Source organism: Haloarcula sp. H-hyl6, from assembly GCF_056934455.1.
Map to the genome: position 1 here is coordinate 59,661 of NZ_JBRIIK010000004.1, position 20,347 is coordinate 80,007.

At 51.4% G+C, this 20,347-nt stretch carries 16 protein-coding genes and 4 pseudogenes; 10 read left to right on the forward strand and 10 right to left on the reverse strand.

Going from position 1 to position 20,347, the window contains the following annotated elements:
- The first annotated feature begins 437 nt into the window (after window positions 1–437).
- The gene (locus Hhyl6_RS20990) at window positions 438–674 is read left to right on the forward strand and encodes a HalOD1 output domain-containing protein (RefSeq protein ID WP_483741461.1); all 237 of its coding nucleotides are present in this window, start codon (window positions 438–440) and stop codon (window positions 672–674) included.
- Between the two features lie 51 nt (window positions 675–725).
- Here the strand turns inward: Hhyl6_RS20990 and Hhyl6_RS20995 are convergent.
- From Hhyl6_RS20995 to Hhyl6_RS21010, 4 genes and pseudogenes are all read right to left on the reverse strand, one after another.
- Window positions 726–1,089 (reverse strand): annotated as a pseudogene (locus Hhyl6_RS20995) (transposase); the annotation flags it as partial.
- A gap of 65 nt (window positions 1,090–1,154) precedes the next feature.
- The gene (locus tag Hhyl6_RS21000) at window positions 1,155–1,787 is read right to left on the reverse strand and encodes a DUF7504 family protein (RefSeq protein WP_483741207.1); all 633 of its coding nucleotides are present in this window, start codon (window positions 1,785–1,787) and stop codon (window positions 1,155–1,157) included.
- Window positions 1,788–2,126: 339 nt separating this feature from the next.
- Window positions 2,127–2,309, reverse strand: a pseudogene (locus Hhyl6_RS21005) (PAS domain S-box protein); the annotation flags it as partial.
- Window positions 2,310–2,583: 274 nt separating this feature from the next.
- Window positions 2,584–3,450, reverse strand: coding sequence for a redoxin domain-containing protein (locus Hhyl6_RS21010; RefSeq protein ID WP_483741208.1), 867 nt, complete (start codon window positions 3,448–3,450; stop codon window positions 2,584–2,586).
- A gap of 308 nt (window positions 3,451–3,758) precedes the next feature.
- On the opposite strand from Hhyl6_RS21010, the gene Hhyl6_RS21015 reads away from it, so the two are divergent.
- The 3 genes from Hhyl6_RS21015 to Hhyl6_RS21025 are packed head-to-tail and all read left to right on the forward strand — an operon-like array spanning window position 3,759 to window position 6,566.
- The gene (locus Hhyl6_RS21015) at window positions 3,759–5,195 is read left to right on the forward strand and encodes a DUF58 domain-containing protein (RefSeq protein WP_483741209.1); all 1,437 of its coding nucleotides are present in this window, start codon (window positions 3,759–3,761) and stop codon (window positions 5,193–5,195) included.
- Window positions 5,192–5,704, forward strand: coding sequence for a DUF8163 family membrane protein (locus Hhyl6_RS21020; protein ID WP_483741210.1), 513 nt, complete (start codon window positions 5,192–5,194; stop codon window positions 5,702–5,704). The genes Hhyl6_RS21015 and Hhyl6_RS21020 overlap by 4 nt, the downstream gene beginning before the upstream one ends.
- Window positions 5,697–6,566: a DUF7982 domain-containing protein gene (locus tag Hhyl6_RS21025; RefSeq protein ID WP_483741211.1), complete on the forward strand. Its 870-nt coding sequence runs from the start codon at window positions 5,697–5,699 to the stop codon at window positions 6,564–6,566. Before Hhyl6_RS21020 ends, Hhyl6_RS21025 begins: the two co-directional genes overlap by 8 nt.
- A 22-nt stretch (window positions 6,567–6,588) precedes the next feature.
- Here the strand turns inward: Hhyl6_RS21025 and Hhyl6_RS21030 are convergent, their stop codons facing one another.
- The 4 genes and pseudogenes from Hhyl6_RS21030 to Hhyl6_RS21045 form a co-directional block, all read right to left on the reverse strand.
- Window positions 6,589–7,596, reverse strand: coding sequence for an AAA family ATPase (locus tag Hhyl6_RS21030; RefSeq protein ID WP_483741212.1), 1,008 nt, complete (start codon window positions 7,594–7,596; stop codon window positions 6,589–6,591).
- On the reverse strand, window positions 7,589–8,686 hold the full coding sequence (locus Hhyl6_RS21035; protein ID WP_483741213.1) for a DUF4350 domain-containing protein: 1,098 nt from the start codon (window positions 8,684–8,686) through the stop codon (window positions 7,589–7,591). The genes Hhyl6_RS21030 and Hhyl6_RS21035 overlap by 8 nt, the downstream gene beginning before the upstream one ends.
- Complete coding sequence (locus Hhyl6_RS21040; RefSeq protein WP_483741214.1) at window positions 8,686–8,961, reverse strand: DUF8044 family membrane protein; 276 nt, start codon at window positions 8,959–8,961, stop codon at window positions 8,686–8,688. The genes Hhyl6_RS21035 and Hhyl6_RS21040 overlap by 1 nt, the downstream gene beginning before the upstream one ends.
- Window positions 8,962–9,987: 1,026 nt before the next feature.
- Window positions 9,988–10,149: pseudogene (locus Hhyl6_RS21045) on the reverse strand (ATP-binding protein); the annotation flags it as partial.
- 1,141 nt (window positions 10,150–11,290) lie between these two features.
- Here Hhyl6_RS21045 and Hhyl6_RS21050 point away from each other — a divergent pair.
- The 4 genes from Hhyl6_RS21050 to Hhyl6_RS21065 all read left to right on the forward strand — a co-directional run bounded on the left by Hhyl6_RS21050 (window position 11,291) and on the right by Hhyl6_RS21065 (window position 14,968).
- Window positions 11,291–12,130 carry a ParA family protein gene (locus tag Hhyl6_RS21050; RefSeq protein ID WP_483741215.1) on the forward strand — a complete coding sequence of 280 codons (840 nt, stop codon included), beginning with the start codon at window positions 11,291–11,293 and terminating at the stop codon, window positions 12,128–12,130.
- Complete coding sequence (locus tag Hhyl6_RS21055) at window positions 12,127–12,528, forward strand: DUF7970 domain-containing protein (RefSeq protein WP_483741216.1); 402 nt, start codon at window positions 12,127–12,129, stop codon at window positions 12,526–12,528. The genes Hhyl6_RS21050 and Hhyl6_RS21055 overlap by 4 nt, the downstream gene beginning before the upstream one ends.
- Before the next feature lie 330 nt (window positions 12,529–12,858).
- Window positions 12,859–13,449, forward strand: coding sequence for a DUF7342 family protein (locus tag Hhyl6_RS21060; RefSeq protein WP_483741217.1), 591 nt, complete (start codon window positions 12,859–12,861; stop codon window positions 13,447–13,449).
- A 268-nt stretch (window positions 13,450–13,717) separates the two neighbouring features.
- The gene (locus Hhyl6_RS21065; protein ID WP_483741218.1) at window positions 13,718–14,968 is read left to right on the forward strand and encodes an RNA-guided endonuclease InsQ/TnpB family protein; all 1,251 of its coding nucleotides are present in this window, start codon (window positions 13,718–13,720) and stop codon (window positions 14,966–14,968) included.
- Between the two features lie 127 nt (window positions 14,969–15,095).
- Here the strand turns inward: Hhyl6_RS21065 and Hhyl6_RS21070 are convergent, their stop codons facing one another.
- Complete coding sequence (locus tag Hhyl6_RS21070) at window positions 15,096–16,391, reverse strand: tyrosine-type recombinase/integrase (RefSeq protein WP_483741219.1); 1,296 nt, start codon at window positions 16,389–16,391, stop codon at window positions 15,096–15,098.
- A 553-nt stretch (window positions 16,392–16,944) separates the two neighbouring features.
- Between Hhyl6_RS21070 and Hhyl6_RS21075 the strand changes: the two genes are divergently transcribed.
- The gene (locus tag Hhyl6_RS21075) at window positions 16,945–17,151 is read left to right on the forward strand and encodes a hypothetical protein (protein ID WP_483741220.1); all 207 of its coding nucleotides are present in this window, start codon (window positions 16,945–16,947) and stop codon (window positions 17,149–17,151) included.
- 178 nt (window positions 17,152–17,329) lie between these two features.
- Window positions 17,330–19,147, forward strand: a complete 1,818-nt coding sequence (locus Hhyl6_RS21080; RefSeq protein WP_483741462.1) for a transposase — start codon at window positions 17,330–17,332, stop codon at window positions 19,145–19,147.
- Window positions 19,148–19,301: 154 nt separating this feature from the next.
- Here the strand turns inward: Hhyl6_RS21080 and Hhyl6_RS21085 are convergent.
- A pseudogene (locus Hhyl6_RS21085) lies at window positions 19,302–20,113 on the reverse strand (transposase); the annotation flags it as partial.
- Between the last annotated feature and the right edge of the window lie 234 nt (window positions 20,114–20,347).

Sequence of the window (20,347 nt, forward strand, 5' to 3'; positions counted from 1 at the left end):
CACATTCCGGGCAGGCATCAGTTTCAGAACCAACGGTATTCCCACATTGTCTGCATTCGAAGATCACCTCCGTTTCACCAGTCTACAGCAGTCGAGAAATGATGGTGCGAATTCCCATTTGTGTCACGGTTGAGAAGCTAGGCAATTAGTCTTGGGGGCCTCGTTTCTGTTGCAACAGCAAATGCGAGCAATCCAGTGCTGATCAGCACACTATAATTTCGTGTGTAGGTGACGAGCAAGCAACTATTGATACAGTATTAATATCGTTCCAATCCTCCAACCGAGAATCTGTTTATATGTGCTGTCAATTCCAATTCTTCATCTTTTCTCTTAACAAAATGGCCTGGATTTTTGCAGACCATTAATGTTATCAACCCAATAGAACACTAGTGTCTTCTATGCAGACTAGCGGCAGAGACATCCGCTACGAACCAGAGATGGAGAAGTCCGTATGTGATTTCGTTATTGAACAGACAGCGAAGTACAAAGGGGTCAATCCAAGCCAATTGCCACGACTCTACGAGTATATTGATCCTGATATAATGAATCGTGTTCTTGGCCAACATCGTGATAAAGGGACGCAGATGGAGGAAGGCCATTTATACTTTACGTGGGAAGATGTGGCGATTACATTATACCATGATGGGCGTGTCTTGATAGATGATCAGAATTAGACCAGAGCTTAATCCAATACACTCTTGCGTAGCACGTTGTTGATCTTAAAAGATGATGTCGAGAGAAGGCGTATCGAGCGTTCTGGCAAAGCGCTTGATGCTCGTGGATCGTCTTGTGTGCCACCTCGACTTTGCACTGTAATTACCGGAGACTCGTGTTAAACCGGAGGAGCGTGAAAATCGGGAACAACCCCCGGCGAAGTGCAACTTTTGAGTGAGCGAAAAATCGTGCCCGTCTTGTCGTTGAACGTGCGGTCGAAATTCTCACACAAATACCGCTGAAACGCCCTCCAGCTGCCGTTTCTGACCGTGCAGTCAGAACGGCAGCGAGGACAGGTCAACCTTCACACCAGCGAACCTGCTGCAACAGGTCTGCTGCGCCCGATTCCGAGCCAAACACAGCCAGCGGAATCAGTCGTGTCGGGCACTGCTGACTCGGTGCCCGTGTCCTCTTCGACTCCGTACCACCGCCTAGTAGTATCAAAAATCTCCTACGGATGACTGGCTTAATTTTTCGGTCAATACGCTCAGCTCTCCATCGACATATTTACACGTTACATCAAGACGGCCGACATATTTTTCAACAGTTTGAGTGCTGTGTGCTCCCGGATCCATGTGATAATGGATGATCGCACCCACTTCATTTAGTTGCTTTGTTAGATGATCAATAAACTTGAAAGTATCTCGTGAATTAATGTATTGAAGAAGAGAAGTAATTGAATGAAAACAGATTATTGTTTGATACTCCTCGGGCTCTGTCGGCCATTCATCAATGTAATCTTGAATTTGGATAGCAAGCTCGGTCAAATCCGCTGATGTTCTAACTGTTTCCACCCCAAGCTGTGAGGATGACGACTCAAGCTCATTTAGTGGGTCAGAGATACGGACATCAATTATAGAACTATTCGCTGGTTCTGCATCCAATGAAGTATGCCACTGCTCATGTCGGGCCCTCGCTGGCTGTGCAACGCTGATGGACAGCAGGTTGTTTTGACTCGAAGAACTACATTGTAACAAAGAGCGACAGACAGCAGCCTCGTTTTCATCAAAACGTTCAGCTAAGACTAAAACGGCATCTCCTTCATCTACAGCTCTTTTTAAATGACTGACCATCGGCTATTCACGTCAATCTCTAGCTTCGAGATACATATAATCTGTTGTGACACCCTCCGGAATGAACGGCGAAGCTTCCCGGACCGCAGGTGGGATATTTGCTGATCTACTATACGAACTGTTCTCGCTGTGCAGCACCCACTTCCGGTGTCAACAGGCGTACCGGTAGCATCCGATAATCAGCAAGGCTTCGACGGCCAGGCACCCATTGAGGGTTTCAAGTGGGAAATGATTCTCCTGCTTCACGAAGAGAACGAACCGCACAACCTACCAATTGAAGACGACACTGTTGGTCGATATCAAACACACTGAAAGAACACCTCAAGACTGGGTTACGGGTCAGGACATGTATGGAATCGTCAGAGAAACTGTCGCTCCGTTATCACTATCTAGGAATTCGATATTTCCACCAACGTACGTAATCAGCCAGTTCGAAATCCACAGACCCAAGCCGGAACTGTGGGTGAGTGGGTCTTCTGTCCGATCTTGGATGACACGTCGCTCGTGTTCTGGTATTCCGGGTCCGTTATGTGAATCGTCGTATCGTTGGCCGCTACGCCAATCTCGACAGCGGGGACCTCTGCATTGGAGTGTTTGACGGCATTCTCAATTAGTTCGTGAACCGCCTCGGGGTCAGCCCCGAGGCACTCGGCCTGCTCCGCCTGTAGATTTCCGCCTCGGGATACAAAGACCTCACCGACTCCTTGCTGTCTGTTAAAACGGTGAGTAGTTCCTGCTTGGCGCCTTCCCTTCGGTCGGCGCTCGCTGAGGAAGGGAGCTTAGCGCCTACTTTCAGCTAAAATTCTTCGTCCGGATCCAGAATCGGTGCTAAATCTTTGGCTTCTAGTAAAGCTTGATGAGCCTCTTGTTTCGTTACCTGTCTTCTCTCGTCACAATTATTTTTTGCTGCCGTTGCAAACCCAGCAAGCCATTCTGACGCTTCCCAGAATTTTGTCGCTCGTAATCGACCTCGATTAGCAAGTTGGTGGACACGGCCTCCATTTGCAGATTGACACTTTATGAAAATATCTGTAGCCTCCTCAAATTCTGTGGAGGCGTCAGTAAACTCTGTAGCGGCCCTAACCCAGTTTTGATTCTCAGAGTCACTGAGTCCGCACGAGAGATGTCGACGTCCTTCTGCATAGTGAGCGTGAGCAACTCGGTACTGCCCTGCTGCAGCAATTTCTGAGGAGATATCTGTAATTACCGCCTCAACTTTATCCAGTGGTGGCTCGTCTGTCGGACAGTCCGCTCTCCAACTGAAGATAACGTTCCCTTGGCAGTTAATCACAAAGAGGGAAAGCTGTGGAATTTGTTGCCCGCTAAAAGACTGACCAACCACATCAAAGCTCTGTACTAAGTGGCCGGATAAATCGCTTATTAGGGAAATTTGTAGCGATGAATTAATTGCAAATTTTTTCTGACTCAATGCTGATTCAGTTGAGATTCCAAATACATGGGCCGCTGGCTCGATGCTTTCAGCGAGCCTGCTACACGCCTCGAGTGTCGAAATAGAGTGGGCCACTCTAGGTCCGAAGTTACTAGGATAGAATAGAAGGAGGGTTGGTGCCTCACCAATATATGAATTCAGATCAATTTCTGTGATGCTCTTATCAACTACTGCTGGTAGTGAATTCAATAAAGCCTTCGAGTGCGAGGACATACTATAATCTTCTTCGCTTGTATATCACCTATTTTGACAGCTAATAAATGTTTTTGACATTCACACTTTTTCAGAAGACGGCGGATTGGGGTGAGGGGTGAGATTTGGCAAGGGGTAGGGGAATGGTTACTGGGACGCAGCGTGGTGCTGCAGTGATCGCCAGTGAGTACCGCTGTCCGCCGCGTCAGCGGCATTACATACTTCAGGTGAAAGGGGTAAAATAGCTTTATATCTGTATCTCCCCTCAGACACAGAGGTGTCGGATGTTGTCGGTATATTCAACTACCTGTATCCGCTGGATGTTAATAATGGAGGTGACACGACGGTTCTGGCTGTTCTCGTTGGTGGGGCTGTGTCTTGGAGTTACAGGAGTGGTGCTGACAGAACCACTCTTGGTTGTGGGGGCGATAGGTCTGAGCGCGTGGTTGCTCGCGGCCCAGCTGGCATTTATTCGGTGCGTTACAAAATTACGGGAACAGCTATCCGTTGAACAGGCGCTTTCTCGAACTACTGTCCGCTTAGAGTCAGAAGCATCATATTTGCTCTCTGCCTCACTTCCAGAACCGTTGCCGGTTTCAGTGACCGTTAGCGCAATAATACCACTTGGAGTCGATGTGAGTGAGTCAGGCCCTGAGTTGACTCTGGCGCCACAAGAGACGGAAGCCAGTACGACATCCTCACTCGTCTGGCAAACCGTCGGTCAGCATGAATTCAGTCCGCCGGCCATTCAAGTTGAAGACCCGTCCGGGCTATTTACACAAAAATTCTCTGCCGGCTCACCAGTAGAAGTAGTGGTTGAACCGAATGAACCGAACCCCATCCATGTCGGACAAGGTGGAGACCGCTTGTCGATAGGCTTCGGAGAACACCGTGCCCGGGGTCGTGAAGGTGGATTAGTTCCTGAGGAGATTCGGAAATACATCGCTGGTGATGCAGCCAATCAGATTGATTGGAAGGCTACAGCTCGTCTCAATGAGCCCCACGTTCGAACTTACGAAGGCGAAACAAACCATCGGCTATTACTAATGGTTGATCACCGCTCTTCAATGGCCGATGGCGTGGCCGGTGATACAAAGCTCGATTATACGAAAAGCATTGCCTCCGCTTTTAGAGCTACAGCCTCTTCAGCGACTGATCCCCTCGGTTTTGTCAGTGTAAATGATAGTGGTGTTACTAATCAGATTGAGCCTGTTGCATCTCCTAGAACATATGAACTGGTTTATCACCAACTTGCTGATCTTGAACCTTCTACAACAAATACTCAAGAGGATATCCTCAATCAGCAGAGGGAAACGATCGCACAGGCAACCGCAGACTGGGACAAGGTATCAGAAAACGCTTTCAAATCGATACTGAGTTCGTATCGTTCGGTGAGGCCAACGAAATCAGCAACGAAGCAACAGCTGTATACTGGATTACGTGCAGTATTGGGTGAGGCCACAGAGTCTGGCACAGTCGTGATTCTAACTGACGATACGCATCCCCACGAGCTCAAATCAACTGTGGCCACTGCCCGTCATGCTGGTTTAGATATCATCATCTTCATTACTCCAACTGTACTGTTTGAACCAGATGGGCTGAGTAATCTTGAAACGGCGTATAATCGTTATCGGGAATTTGAAGAATTCCGGCAGGATCTTACAATGATTCCGAACGTGACTGCGTACGAAGTCGCGCCTTCAGACCGACTCTCCGCCGTTCTCTCAGAAAAGCGAACAAAGCAGATATCTGGAGGCACCGTATGAGTAGAGACCTCAATTTTATTTCCAAGTTGTCGGCCCAACGGCCACCGGCACATATTATCGGAGACTCTGGAATAGCAGTAGCAGCAATCATACTTGCAATGGCGGGCCCTTTGTGGACCGACATCGGTGCTGGGGGAATGGTGCTACTCTACCTCTTCACTGTTCCAGCACTGGCTATCAGCTTCGGTCAATTCCTCATCATTGCGGTTGAACCAATGTCAATCCCGTTCGTTGCATTGGTTGAAGGCGGTTTTCTACTGTCACTAGCGATGAAAACAGCATTTGCCGACAGACAAGTGGGGAGAGGTGTCACGGTCGCACTTGCCATTGGCTTGGGAGGGGCATTTTGGTATACAGTTACCGCGCTCGATGTAGCACTCTGGCTGGGTGCGGTCTGGTTCGGTGTGATATTCGGAGTAAGCTGTTATCTGCTTCACCGATATCTGCTTGTCCGCCTTAGGATAATTACACCTGACGCGTCATCCACCGAGGTTGGTACCAATGAGTAACTCAAAGAAGACGCTGGATAAACAGGAACAAGCAACTGAAACAGACCAATTAGAAACCGAAGTCTTAGCTGCCGAGATTGATATCCTTCGAGAAGAGAACCAACGGTTGCGGAAGTCGTATGCTCTAGCGAAACAAACTACCTATCGTCGAGCGGCACTCGGGTTTGGACTTATTGGGGCTATTTCGCTCATGGGGGCAGCAATATTCCCGTCACTACAGACGATCTTCGTCGCATTAGGTGGAACTGGCCTTTTTACTGGACTTGCGACGTACTACTTAACACCTGAAACCTTCGTTTCGGCTCAGGTCAGCGAGAGTGTCTACGGTGCCTATTCCGACTTGACGTCTGGGCTTATTACTGAATTAGACTTACAGGAAGAGTATGTCTATATACCAACACCAGAGATAGCTGCTACACCAGTCAGGCTGTTCATTCCTCAGCACGTTGCCTATGAGATACCAGAGACTGATGAATTACGCAGCCTGTTTGTAACGGGTGCAAGCGAAGCAGAATATGGGGTTTCATTACCACCAACTGGCGGTCGGCTGTATCGCGAGTTCAAGCAAAGTCAACGTCAGCCACTCGCCGAAAAACCAGATGAGATTGCCTTACAACTAACAGAAGCACTTACTGACCAATTTGAGCTCGCTGACCGAACGCGACTCGAACTGGATGACTCACGTAACCAGGTGACTGTTGGAATAATCAACCCCTCTCACAGCGAAGTAACGTCCATTGATCATCCGATTGCCTCATTTCTTGGAACAGGAATGGCTGCTGGTCTAAGCACTCCTGTCACAGTTGCTGTCAAAGACGGCAACGAGCGAGCTGACTCTTTGATCACCCTACGCTGGGATTGATTCGTCTTTTCACTGCCTTGGACTAGCTATCCGTATCAGGGACCCCGCCATCACTGACCGCTGGAGATGTTTCCGTCGTTTCAACCTGTGTTGATGGAGTTGATACCTGCTGACAGACGTCATCTATAATATCGACTGGTTCAATATCGCTGATCTCAGCATCGGTATTTAGAATAAGACGGTGACGGAGAACTGGTTCAACCATGCTTTTGATATCGTCTGGAATCACATAGTCGCGGCCAGCGATTTGCGCGTGACCTTTCGCAGTATTCTGGAGAGCAATGGCGGCACGTGGAGAAGCGCCATGACCCACATCCGGATGGTCTCTAGTTGCCGTCACGAGATTCACAATATAGTCTTTGACACGATCCGCGATATGAGTCTTAATTACTGCTTGGCGAGCCTCCTGAATTTCTGACTTGGAGATCGTCTGCGAAATATTATCAGCACCTAAGTCTGGGCTCTGATCAAAGCGATCTAATATCGCTCGCTCTTCCTCATTGTCCGGAATTTCAGTAAGAAGTTTCATCTGGAAGCGATCTCGTTGGGCTTCCGGCAGAGCGAACGTCCCCTCCATCTCAATCGGGTTCATTGTTGCGACAACCATGAACGGATCTGGTAGCTGGAGCGTCGAGCCTTCGATTGAGACTTGCCGCTCCTGCATTGCCTCCAGCAAAGCACTCTGGGTCTTTGGTGGTGCTCGATTAATTTCGTCAGCAATTACGAGATTCACAAATATTGGCCCTTTCTGCGTTTCAAACTCACCAGTCGATTCACGATAGACCGTTGTGCCAGTAATGTCTGCTGGCAGCAGGTCCGGTGTCATTTGAATACGAGAATGGCCAAGTCCCGAAGCCTTGCTGAATAACGTCGCAATCGTTGTCTTTGCGACACCCGGAACACCCTCCAGGAGAACATGACCATCAGTCAGCAACGCAATTGTGAGGTGTTTTAATGTGTCTTCGTTGCCGACCAATACAGTCTCCACCTCTGTCTGAAGCGACTCATATAGATCCGCCGGATCAGTCATCGTCACTAGTATCCCACCGACGCTTCATAATCCCTTGTGTTACCCGCTGCAACCGTTCTGGATCCCAGTCTGGGTGTTCCTTTTGAAGATACCGCCGGATTCCATTTTCTGTTGCCAACTGGTCGTGGGCCGAGTGTGGTAACTGCCGTTCCTGCCACCAGTCTCTGAGAGCGATATCAACACGGCGATCAAGAAGAGCAAAAATGACAATTAAAGCACCCCCGATCACAGTGAGAAGTTGCGGAGAGTGATTCAGGGTAAGGGTTATTCGAGACAAAAGGGGAATACTGTCGCTGTGTGAGTAGTCAAGCAGTAGCCGTTCATGCTCAGCAAGAAGGTTAGAAACGAACTGGGCGTTATCGCCACGCTCTAACATCGCATTGATAAATAAGCTCGGATCGCCCAGAACAAAAACACGACCTTTGCCAACCTCTTCAACTGTGCCTACAGGATAGCGCTGGAGAGTTTCGTTGTGGTTGAGTTCGTTGTCATCGGTTGTATCCAAATATGAATAGGCAGAGCTACGAAGGATAATCGTGCTGTTTCCTGGATCAACTGCTGTGCCATGATTGAACACGACTGTTGTCACATTGTCGGCTGCAGGATGTCGCTGTGTGGGTTTGGTTTTGGGAAACGCACTTGTTCGGTAGTAATTTCGTGTATCATAGAGTGGTGTCCCATTAACTCGAGCACTTGCACCGACGCTACGCAAGAGGGGGTTCGTATGTGATTTGTAATCCTCAGCAACGATCAGTGTCCCCCCATCACGGACAAATTCTGCAACACGCATCCGCTCTGACTGAGTATATCCTGTTTCCGGGGACAGAACAAGCGCAATAGTCTCTTCGGGGGGAGACCGATCATAATAGCTTGTATTCACAGCGACTGTGACTTCCGTACCAATATCTTCGCTAAGGGCTCGTATATCGTCTGCACCGTCCCATTGTGAATTATAGGCACTGAACGCGATCGTTGATGTGCTTGCAGCAAAGATGACCGCAAGTATAACAGCGGTCAGATAGCAAACAAGTATCATCCTAGGCGAGACGAGGTCAGACCACGAGTTGACAGCCGCATCTGATGTACCCATCAAATCACTCCTTTCGGAAGTATCTCCAGGATACGCTTAATGACAATGTACGTGAAGCCAACGAGACCGAGCGCGATAATCCATTTGAGACGTTTCCGCCAGCGTGGAGAGACAGTAATTGGTGCTGTCATCTCGACAGCCACCAGGAAGCCAATGAGTGACAACACAAAAAACAGCTCGAGCGAGAGCGCGTCAAGGAGTGCTAACACGACAATGGAGGACAGCATCCATGCCAATTGGCCGTGAATAAATCGCTCCCGTTGCCGCGTCGTCATACATAAGTGCGAGAGACCTACGTACCTCAAAGTTCCGAAATGTACTATTTTGATTGGTCGAATAATGTAGGCGGGAAGTGGACAGGCAGGGAGCCTGTCGCAGGTCAGTAATGTTTTTTTGCAGATGGTTGATGCGGGGTCAGTGCATCAACCAGCGGCAATTGATTGGGGTGGGTAATCAATAGCCGGCACTATAGTGCAACGGCCACCTGATGATAGAACAAGCCAATACTAAAAATTTTCCATGGGATACACTGAATTCGAGAGATTCTCTATCAATTCTCCCTATCCACACCATAAAGAAACAGCTAGCGATTGGTCTCAGTCAAAAACTGACGCCTTGCTTGTTCTGGGCTGCGCATCCACTCGTTAGCGACCATTTCGGGAGTGATACTGTCTTGGTCGAACACATTATGTTGTTTACACTCTTCGATAAAAATCTCCAAGTCTTGGATTTGACTATAGAGACTCCAAATGAGGTGGTGCCGTGCTCTGTATGAATTCGCCAACTCACGCGGTAAGGGCTCAGAAAATCCCTCATCTAGCATATCGTTCACTACAGATAGGTGCATTTTAGCCACGGAGATTGACTGTAATAAATCGTTTACTGCCCTCGTATTTCGAGTGTTTGAGGGTGGGTCAGAATCATCACCTTCCATGGACTCAGTTTCTCTGTAATCGGTAATCAAAGTATTCGTGCGGACTCCACACAGATGCCAGAAAGAAGGTCACGGTTTTGTCGTGGGCAAAATGGAAAATAGGTGGAGGCATGGCATCTCTGTGACTGCTTACGGGCGAAACTGGCCACAAGCTTGGATTGGAGCCCGTGGCGATTATCGAGACAATACTAGTGCTGTATCAGGACCCAACAGTCCTAAGCGTGGGATGGATTCAACTCTGCTTCCACGGCCACACCACGAATCTTAAACTGCGCACCACCTTGGTCACTCTCCACTATCGTGATATCCTATCCATGTCCATCAACAATCTCACTGACAATTCTTATTCCCAACCCTGTACCAAAATCTACGTTCGAATACCGAGGTTAAACACTGTACTATGCTCTTCTTCCAGAATACTAGGCCCATCATCAGCAATATTGATGCCCATTTGGTCGGATAATGCACCAACATGGACCGTGACACTGCCCTCACTATGCTCAATAGCATTCCGGAAAATGATCTCAAATAATTGCTTGAGTCAACTCTGATCAGCTCTAATGATTATTCCGGCTTCTATTTCAGATCTTTGTATAGTTACTTGGTGAGGCGGATGGTTCTGTTGTACTCCGAACGAATTCGAGGCAGGCTTCGTACAGCAGACTCTCGTTGTCACTTGCGTGAGTCCGTAGGCCAGGTATTCTCAGGATTCCAAATATGAGCCTATACTCCAATATCGAACTTTATGAATTCCAAATCCCAATCTAACACGAAATGTATTCTAAAATCTATATTCACTATCTAATAAAGAGAGGTTAGATGATAAAGTCTGATTTTAGGCATTAAATGGAAACTACCCAGTGATGGAGTAGGTGTCTAAGCACAGTAGATGGAAAAAGAGTACTGTAATCTATTTATATGTAAATCTCTAAATTAAATTATTGCCTGAATATATGAGGAGAAATTGAACGGAGATATTGAAGAGCAGACTAATGGCCTCACGGACGACGTACCGCCGAAAGTCACGATCACTATCAAAGAGATAAACAAAAACGCTGCGACTCTATTGGCAGTAAGAGAGGACGGCAGTTCAAGTGCCAGTCACTCTCGTCGAACAGGGCGAAACTGCCGTCATCCCGGGGACCACATACCCCGTGTGCGAAGTGAATTCGCCGACTGCGTCAAGCCAAACCCTCCGTGTGCGATATGATTTCCGCTCTTGTGTGAACCGCCTCGGGGTCAAGGATCAGGAGAAGAGTACTCCCTTGACACCATCATCAATCATCAGGCAGTACTCCGATGATGTTGTAAGGAAAGTCAGCTATATCGTATAGCTATATCGAATAACTGTGCGGCTGCAATGCGGTCGGTTCCAGAATTGAAAGTGGCTAACTCACAGTAGGGAATATCCGATGGTTGTTGGTTAGTGATGTCCGAGCGATCCTACGCCAACCGACGAATCAACTTGATCGGTGGCGCTACTCAACCCAATTAACCTACGCAGACAACTCACTCAGCACACTCTTGTAGCGGGGTGGCGCAACTCTTTGACCCGACTGTACACTTTAGTCTGCCAATTCAGCCAATCAAGTCAGCTATACTGTATAGCTATACTCTCTCGCTAAATTGTCTGACTGAGTTTTATAGTGCGTCGATGTAACGGTACGAGTATGCTGGCATTTACGACGTATTCCGAAGCCGGCGGCGTCGGCAAATCAACACTGGCAGCGAATCTCGCCGTCGCCGATGCCCGTGATGGCCGAGACGTTCTTGTTATCGACCTTGACCCGCAGGAAGCCTCGCTCTCGTACCTGCTTGACGTCGACGACGACCGTGACGACAGCTCAGCCGACTCCCTCGTTCGACACCTCGTCGAGCGCCCGCGTGGCGATTTTGACGATCTAATCAAGTCCAGTGAAGGCGTTGACGTGATCCCCGCTCACAATAGCCTCTCGATGCTGGGCAAACACCTCCAGCGTAGAGAGGAGGAAGCCAACGACTTCGGTGAGAACTGGAACCGAAACGTCCAGCTTCTGCGTGTCCTCCGTGAACACGATATCCAAGATCGCTACGATACACTCATTATCGACCCGCCAGCGACGGCGGACGTTAAGCTCTATAACGCGATTCATGCTACACGGTCGCTTGTCGTCCCCTTCGAACCCAGCGGGAAGGGATTCAAGAGTGTCGACGGACTCGAAGATCTGGTACCCGGTCTTGAGGAGAACCTCGGCATCAATGTCGGCGTCCTCTCGATCGTCCCGAACAACTTCTCGGGAACGAATGACCAGCGCGATATGCTTGACCAAATCCGGAGCAAGGGCTATGACGTGCCAGTGGTTTTGAATGAGCGAGGATCGCTATTCGAAGGCTGTTGGCGTCAGCAATGTTCGGCCTTTACCTATATCCAAGAGCATCGCGACCGGGAACGTGATTATGAATTAGAGACGCTGGAGAAACTCCAGCGACTCGCTAAAGAACTGCACACTACTGTGGAGGCCACAGCATGAAATCCGGCACCGGCGACGACCCGTTTGCAGATGACTCGGCCGACGACGAGCCAGTCAACGAAGGCGACGACACGGAATCCGCTGCTGGCACCACACTACCCTCCGACGCATCGGTAGAAAAAGCTAGCAAGCCTGAACCACAACAGGATGACAGTACAATCTCGGAACTCCCCTATAAATATCGGCGTGACAGTGTCAAGGAGGGACGTACGCAGCAACCGATGTTTCTGCAGGACTCCACTGAGACACTTATCGAGGAAACACTCGATGAGGTTGAGTCGAAGTTCGATGAGTCCGTCTACAAGACCGACGTCGTAGAGGCAATGCTCGTCGCTGGTGCCGAAGGATCGTCGCCGGCGGCGGTGCTTCAGCGCTGGGGCTACGGGATGAAGAGCTGAGCACACGCCTTCAGCGTGTTTACCGAAACTGGCCTATCCTCCAAAACTGTGGAACGAAAGTCTATATGATTTCGATATAGCTGCAAGTGGTTTATAGGAGTTGAAATCGGCTGCTGTCTTGCGATTATGCAAAAACACCTTTCGGGCGCAGGATGTCCCACAGTCTCGGTGTGGTGGACTGTTGGCCATTCCAGGTAGCCGTTACTGGGAGTGGGATACGCTTCTATGTTTGATTGGCTACCTTCAAACGCTCCGACCGGCGCGCTACAAACTCTGAAGTAGAATACTACTTCACCAAAGAACTATATTACTACAACCCTTGGTGAAGGTATGACCGACAAAATCCCGCCAGACGAATTTGAGGACATTAACAAAGAGATCAGCGACGAGTGGGAGTCGGAGACAACACCCTACGAGCGCGTTCGTCACGTTATCGCCCATAGATACTCGCCCGTGTCAGCTGATGCTGTCGCTGAAGACGCACGGACTTCCCCGAAGACGGCACGGAAACATCTGAATGCACTCGCCGACGAGGGATTCGTCGTTACCACAACGGGGGAACACGGTGGGACGAACTATCAGCGGTCCCCGGAGTCGCTCGTCGTTGAGCAGGCCGCAGACATCCTCGAACACGTCTCAACCGATGAGCTCGTCACACGCATCGCGGAGATGCGTGACCGGCTCAACGACTACCGGGCGGAATACGGCGTCGACTCACCCGAGGAAGTGACGATCGAGCAGACAAATCAAACACTTTCCGAGACCGACTCCGAACGATTCGATATCAACGCTGAAACCCTCCAGAACTGGCAAACGACACGTCGAAATCTCGCATTCGCGAACGCTGCACTATCGATTGCGAACGCCGAGCGGTTTGTCGACGGTGACAAACGAACAACGGACGATGGTGTTCCCGTCTAACTGATGATGGATCGCAACGAGACAGACGAGATCCATTCGCTACGAGGGCCAATCGACCGGCCAGCGCCCCTCACGATTCGTGATGTCATCGAGAAAGAAGAGCCGCTCGCAGCACCATCACTCGATGACTATCTTCCTACGAGGAAAGAATCCCGCCGTTTACGGCGGGAGTGAATCCGACACCCTCTCCACAATCTACCGTCGATGGCAGGCCAGATATTCAACACGAATCCACAGTATTAAGTAAATTTATCTACATAGGCTATGTATGGCGATTGAGGTCACACGCACCTACATTGGCTCCATCCAGAACCACCAACAGGTCTGTGATGGCCTCAACTCGCTCGGAGATTCCGCCTCCAAAATCTGGAACGTCGCACGATGGACAGCCGACCGAATCTGGAACACAATCGGCGAAATCCCAGACGAGGGCGTGCTGAAATCGTACATGAAAAACCAAGAGTGCTGGAAAGACTTGAATGCACAATCCAGTCAGAAAGTCATCGAAGAACTTTCCGATGCTTTCCAGTCATGGTTCGACCTGCGACAGAAAGATAACAAGGCAAATCCGCCCGGCTACCGCAAACACGGCGACACCCGCCCGAAAAGTACAGTCACGTTCAAAGCAGACGGGTTCAAACACGATTCCGACCACGACCGCGTCCGACTCTCGAAGGGCTCAAACCTCAAAGAAAACTGGTCGGACTTCATCCTCTGTGAATACCAGACCCGCCCCGACGTTGACCTCTCAGAAGTCAGCTCGGTGCAGAACGTTCGTGCGGTCTGGAACGATGATGAGTGGGAACTGCACTTCGTCTGCAAAGTCGAACTCGAAACCAACGACTCAGCAGGCGACGAAGTGGCAGGAATCGACCTCGGCATCAAGAACCTCGTCACGGTCGCGTTCCCCGACGAATACGTCTTGTATCCCGGCAACTCATTGAAACAGGACAAGCACTACTTCACGCGAGCCGAGTACGTCACGGAAGGCGAGAACGGCCCCTCGGAGAAGTCAACGTGGGCACGCAGGAAACTTGCAGACCGTGAAACCCACTTCCACCACGTTCTTACGGACACCATCATCTCAGAGTGTGTCGAACGTGGTGTTGGCACGCTCGCGGTGAGTTGGCCTGAGAATGTGCGAGAGTCTGACTGGGGGAAGACAGGCAACAAGAAGTTGCACTCGTGGGCGTTCGACCGCATCTACCAGTACCTCGAATACAAGGGCGAGATACGTGGCGTCGAGGTGCTGAAAGAAAACGAGTGGAATACCTCGAAGACCTGCTCACGGTGTGGTGACGACACGAGAGATAATCGTGTCGAGCGTGGCCTCTACGTGTGTTCGTCGTGCGAGTTGGTTGGGAATGCGGATTGCAACGGGGCGGAGAATATGCGTCAGAAGATAACTCCGAGTCCTCACGGCGAGGATAGGAGTAACGGCTGTGTGGCACAGCCATCGACACAGTTGTTCGACCGCGAGAGCGGGACGTTTCGCACGAGAGAACACGTCGTGTCGTAGACCAGCAAATATCCCACCTGCGGGACGGGAAGCCTCGCCGTTTACGGCGAGGAGGATGTCACCAAAGAGTCACATTCTTGGACTCTCTGCGTGTGGTGGATCCGAGACATTGCAGTACCCGCGCTAGTTACTTATTTGGATCAAAAGCAGCAGCCAGGCGGTCACGCATATACTCTCGTCGGAGCTTCCGGGCCCGCGAATCCGAGAGATAGTTCTGTAGGACGACGTCAGCACTGGCACTACCCTGTTCGGTCGCGATCTCATCGAGACTACTGAGGACGACGTCAAGCGAGGCGGAATAGGCGTCGTACCAGAATCGTCGCCCCATCTTCGGTGCTGGCGACACACCGTCGATTTCGTCGGGCAGACCCGCACGGTCGGCGAGCTGCGTAAACCTGTTCCAGACCGTCCAACGAGAGATTGGGCCACCAGATCCCTGAGGTGACGGAAAGAGGTAGCCGTCCCACTTGTCGTGATCAGCAAATGCAGCGAGACGATCCTCGAGCACGTCCTGCCCATAGAGCAGTGAGACCTCTCCAGGGCCGTTCTTTCGCTCTTCGAAGTCGATGTACGGAACCTCATCGTCAGAAACGTCGAGAGCGAATTGACGTGCACGGAGACTGGCGACCTCGTTCGGACGGAGTCCCCACGCACACAGCGCGAGGATGAGGAGGCGCTCTTCCTGATCGGTCGCCGTCTGGTAGAGCAAACGAACGTGTTCGGTGGTGAGACACGGTGTGTCGGCGTCGTCATCGCCCCCGTTTGACCAGTCGAACTCGTCGTCGAGGCCATCAGCGGGATTGACGGCGGCCCATTTCCGCCGGACCAGATGGGCGTACCAGTTCGAGACCGCGAGGTGGATCCTGCGTTTGGTCTGCCCGCCGTCGAGCTCTGCGTGAAGGCGGTCAAATGCCGCCCAGCATGCATCAACCGCCTCGTAGGGAGGTGTATCGCTGTCGCGAGCGACCGGCGTCACGAGGTTGTCGGACTCGTTTTCGTTTCGGTAGGACTGGATGTAGCGGTTTAGGCGATAGTGGAGCGTATCAATCGATGAATCAGCGAGTCCCTTCCGTTCTCGGCGCGAAGTGAGAAACGATTCGAGCGCTTCGATAGTTCGATCATGATCTGTCGCCCACTCGTAGCCTGATTCCTCGACATCCAGTCCGAGATCTTCACGCCAGAACTCTGTGAACGTGCGGTTGTGGTACTCCCGCAGTGCGTACAGGAGTGGGCGGAGATCGTGGTCGCGAAGCCAGCTATGTGTCGGCTTCTCCTGTTCAGGGTCGAGTCCATCTGCTTCCATCACCGGGGCGACGACAGCCCAGTACGCGTCGACGAGTTCCGCTCGATCGAGGAGCGTCCAGGAGACGTCGTCGACATCTTCCCAGTCGTGGTCGGTCGCTGATGCCGTTGTGTCACTCATTGAGTGTTCCTCCAGCGCGTTTGCTGTTCACTCTTGAGAACGGGGAGAAGAAGCCTCGCTGTGTGTGGTATCGATTCTAAGTCCGGCATGTTCTAGTGGTAGCGCGTTTCTCACAGTTTACGTATATATTTTGGGGACACACAGACCCGGAGAGTCTGTGTGAACACCGAAAATAGACTCAGTGAAGGCGCCAATTTTCATAAACTGCATATCGCTATATCATATTCCTGCGAGGAGTAGTTGCAGAGTTTCGGAGGATGGGAAATAAATTGGTGAATTACGACCTCAGTATGACGAAATACCCTCAGACAGCCGAGAATGTTGGAACGATTTGCAGATATTCTTTGATGATTGTCAGGAAAATCCCGGATAACTCCTCTCTACGAGAGTGTTACCACTCCCAAACGGCTAGCCGAGCGATTTCTACCGGGGTTAGTCGGCCGGAATCAACGCCGAACACACCTGAAGTCGGGCACGTCAAGAATAATCGGTTGGATGGCGTGAGAACGTGTTAGTCGATAAGGATATGTGACTTTACGCTCTAATTGTACGTATGGATTGGCTCACCGCATACAACGGCTTGCTCCTCCGAGTCGGATTGTACTTGCTCATCTTCTGGCCCACAGTCGGCTACTACGTATATCAGGACGCAAAGAAACGCGGACTCCCATCCGCGAGGATTCGTGGGATTGGATATGGTTTTCTTGGAATACTCGGCCTCTTGGTCTATATGGCTCAAAAGGAACGAAACGCCGCATAATAACCTGAAGTCAGGCCCGCCAAGCTCGTCGCTCCAAGATACGAGCAGTTATATAAACCATTTTTCGTAGCGTTCGATAGTGGCAATAGCATATTCTGAGCCGCAGTACGACATCCGTTGGGATTCGCACCTCACAGTTGATGAGGATGCTCATCCCTTCCGGGTCGGCCTGCGGTACATGCGGACAGCGAGCGACGACCCGAGCATCCACGACCTCATCGGAGACCTCTACCTCGACGGTGAAGTTCCAGACAGTCGGGCGACGTGGCACCGTAACTACACACGCCTTGCGCCGTGGCTGAAAGCACATATCCTCCGCGAGGCGATGGGTTGGAAAGAGACACGTCTCGCTCGTTACTTCGAGGAGAATCCGCTTATGGCCACGGAATATGGCTTTTTCAAGCGTACTGATTTTGGGGGGATTCGCCCGACCCCGCCAAACCAGCCCCGTCTCTGGGAACTGTGGCATGAGTCCTTCCCAGACACCACCAAAGACTACTGCCGCTTGGTCGCCAAAGAGTTGGTCAGCCTCGCTCGGGATAACGGCATCCCCGCTCCCGATGCTGTATTCCAGCCCGAAGAGACGGACGCGACCAGCGAGCGGTCAGAAATTCGCCTCATCGCAGAGAAGACCGAGGAGGTCTGGAGACAGGCGAAACCGTTCGTGACCGACTGCTTCGGTCTCAAGCGCGGCCAGAACTGGCAGATTCACGAGAACGCCTTCTGGGAACAGCATACGTACATGGGGATGCGCGAGGATATGTACGCTCGCGGCGGCCATCGTTCGTTTATACACGATACGTCTCGCACCTACGATGAGACGCCGACCGGCTCAACTCACCGCTACCAGCTAGGCAAGCTCAGCGTCGAAGAAATCCGCTCGATGCTTCGGAACACGACCCGGATGCTCATCGCCCGTGCCCGGCACAACTCCGAACTCGTCGGCAAGCTCTGGGCGGCCATCGACGTGACCAAAGGCTTCGAATTCACGGGCGACCTCGATGGCTACGAGGACGAGATTCTCGGGTATTCGGATGGAAAACCGTACTACCAGTGGGCGGTCATCAAACTCGTCGGCTTCGACATCCCACTCGTCCTTGACGCCATTCCTCGCGTAAGAGGGCAGTCAAAAGATGAAATCGTAGACGAGTTACTGACGCACGCGACAGACATGGTGGACGACCTCGACCTCGTAATGATGGACCGGGAGTTCGACAGCGCAGGCGTCAAGGACACCTGTGAGACTCATGCCGTCCACTACCTCAATCCGACGCGCATCTTTAACGGGAGTGACGAGGCGGCCACTATCGACTGGATGCTCCGCAACGACGAATACTTCCACGTCACTGAGGAGGACACGCCAGACGGAGTGCCCTCTCGGAAGCAGATTTACCTCCCAAAGCGAACCGGCTCAGACGAGGATGTTTCGGAGGAGAACGAAGCAGAGACCGAGGAAGAGGAGGTTTCAGATGTGCGTCAGGAGATGCTTGACGAGTGGGGTTTCGAGAACGACGATTTGGATGAGGGAACGGAATCCCCGTTTGCTCGGCTCCTCGCGGACATCCGTCGTGAAGAAGAAACTCGCAAGCTCCGAGCGACTACCAAGGATGAGAAAGCGAGGGAAGACCCCGGCATCGTCGTGTTCGAGACGAACCACCCGTATGTGACAGCACAAGACGCCGACGGCCAGCAGATGGATGGAAAAGCGTTCATCCACATGGTCGAGCGGATGGTACGTCGTTATCGGCATCGCTGGGGTATCGAGAACGGTTTCAAGAAGCTCAAGCACTTTATGGTGCGGACGACCTCGAAGGAGCGAAACTATCGCTTCTTCAACTTCGCGTTCGCGTGCGTGCTGTACAACGTGTGGCGGTTGGTTGACTTACTGGTGAAGCTCGCTATCGAAGGCGAGAATAGTGCGTACAAACCGCGTGTTGACGCGAATCAGTTCCTCACAGTGGCGAAGAAATACTACGGACTCGACCCGCCCGACTAACCCAGAGCCACTCTGTGACTGCTGATTCGTGAGCGGCGGCACTATCTCTCACCCTCCCGTTTCACTCAATCTCAGATTTGTTCTGAAGTGATAGGCCTTAGCCAGTCCTCAGCCGTTTGCTACGATAGCTCCGAGCGCAGAAGAAAGGCCCATCTTACCGATTATTTGACGACCTAGCCGACCTCAGACACACCAGTTCGACACACTCACCAGCAGTCAGTACGGGCGCATACTCCATCTGTCCGCTGACGCCAGCTTTCAACAGGAAGTCGGTCAACCGCCAGATATTGTAGAGCAACACCGCGAACACGAAGTAGAAGAGGCGAACACGGTAATCCTTCGAGGAGGTCTTCGCCAAGAAATCACCCTTGATGGATTTGTACTCGTTCTCGATCTGCCAACGCCGGCTGTAGCGCCGACAGAAGGTTTCGGCCTCATCCGGCCCGACTCGGAGATTCGTCGCGAAGACGGTTGTCCCCTCTCCGCTCGTCGACGGGACGTACAGAAACCGCATCGGGTGTGAGCCAGTCTCTACGTTGACGGACGCCGATTCAACAGCAACTTCCTGATCGTCTGCTTCCACCTGCTCTATCACCTCGCGTTCGGAGCTGGTGATGCGCTTTGGAATGAGGTAGTTCACGTCGAGGTTCGACAGCGTCTGAAAGACGCGCATGGAATCGAACTCGCGGTCACACAGCACGGTCTCGATCGGCACGTGGTCTTTCGCTCGTGTCACGAGTCGCCGAACAACTCGATGGATCTGATTCGGTGGGTTCTCATCCCATGCAGAACTCTCCCGGACTGGTTCGACAGCCAGCACCAGCGGGATGTTCTGGCCGATGATCGACAACGTCGCGAATTTGTACGCCACTTCTAATTCTCTGCAGCCCTGCTGACATCGACATTCCCGCAACCTCGCTGTAGTACGGGAGTCGTAATGTCCCTCGCAACTGCGACTGGGTGACGGATAATCCGGGCGGGTTTGATAACACGAGAGCGTTGATTGTTGAGACTTAATTTCCGAGTAGTGATTCCCGCCCGGAACGTAGTTCTGTAATATTGGTACGAGATTGCAGTCATATATTCTTTGGACCGGGTTATATCTATAGGAACCCAGTAGAGTCCACACGAAGTTGTTTCGGGCTTGGGGCGGGAACTACAATAACACTCCAATACACTTTTGATTTCTTGGGAGAGATC

Excerpts from the sequence above, each read along its gene's own strand:
- Hhyl6_RS21000 (WP_483741207.1), bottom strand. The coding sequence starts at position 1,787 with ATGGTCAGTCATTTAAAAAGAGCTGTAGATGAAGGAGATGCCGTTTTA.
- Hhyl6_RS20990 (WP_483741461.1), top strand. The coding sequence starts at position 438 with ATGGAGAAGTCCGTATGTGATTTCGTTATTGAACAGACAGCGAAGTAC.
- Hhyl6_RS21080 (WP_483741462.1), top strand. The coding sequence starts at position 17,330 with ATGCGGACAGCGAGCGACGACCCGAGCATCCACGACCTCATCGGAGAC.
- Hhyl6_RS21020 (WP_483741210.1), top strand. The coding sequence starts at position 5,192 with ATGAGTAGAGACCTCAATTTTATTTCCAAGTTGTCGGCCCAACGGCCA.
- Hhyl6_RS21055 (WP_483741216.1), top strand. The coding sequence starts at position 12,127 with ATGAAATCCGGCACCGGCGACGACCCGTTTGCAGATGACTCGGCCGAC.
- Hhyl6_RS21065 (WP_483741218.1), top strand. The coding sequence starts at position 13,718 with ATGGCGATTGAGGTCACACGCACCTACATTGGCTCCATCCAGAACCAC.
- Hhyl6_RS21035 (WP_483741213.1), bottom strand. The coding sequence starts at position 8,686 with ATGGGTACATCAGATGCGGCTGTCAACTCGTGGTCTGACCTCGTCTCG.
- Hhyl6_RS21040 (WP_483741214.1), bottom strand. The coding sequence starts at position 8,961 with ATGACGACGCGGCAACGGGAGCGATTTATTCACGGCCAATTGGCATGG.
- Hhyl6_RS21015 (WP_483741209.1), top strand. The coding sequence starts at position 3,759 with ATGGAGGTGACACGACGGTTCTGGCTGTTCTCGTTGGTGGGGCTGTGT.
- Hhyl6_RS21075 (WP_483741220.1), top strand. The coding sequence starts at position 16,945 with ATGGATTGGCTCACCGCATACAACGGCTTGCTCCTCCGAGTCGGATTG.
- Hhyl6_RS21010 (WP_483741208.1), bottom strand. The coding sequence starts at position 3,450 with ATGTCCTCGCACTCGAAGGCTTTATTGAATTCACTACCAGCAGTAGTT.
- Hhyl6_RS21025 (WP_483741211.1), top strand. The coding sequence starts at position 5,697 with ATGAGTAACTCAAAGAAGACGCTGGATAAACAGGAACAAGCAACTGAA.
- Hhyl6_RS21050 (WP_483741215.1), top strand. The coding sequence starts at position 11,291 with ATGCTGGCATTTACGACGTATTCCGAAGCCGGCGGCGTCGGCAAATCA.
- Hhyl6_RS21070 (WP_483741219.1), bottom strand. The coding sequence starts at position 16,391 with ATGAGTGACACAACGGCATCAGCGACCGACCACGACTGGGAAGATGTC.
- Hhyl6_RS21030 (WP_483741212.1), bottom strand. The coding sequence starts at position 7,596 with ATGACTGATCCGGCGGATCTATATGAGTCGCTTCAGACAGAGGTGGAG.
- Hhyl6_RS21060 (WP_483741217.1), top strand. The coding sequence starts at position 12,859 with ATGACCGACAAAATCCCGCCAGACGAATTTGAGGACATTAACAAAGAG.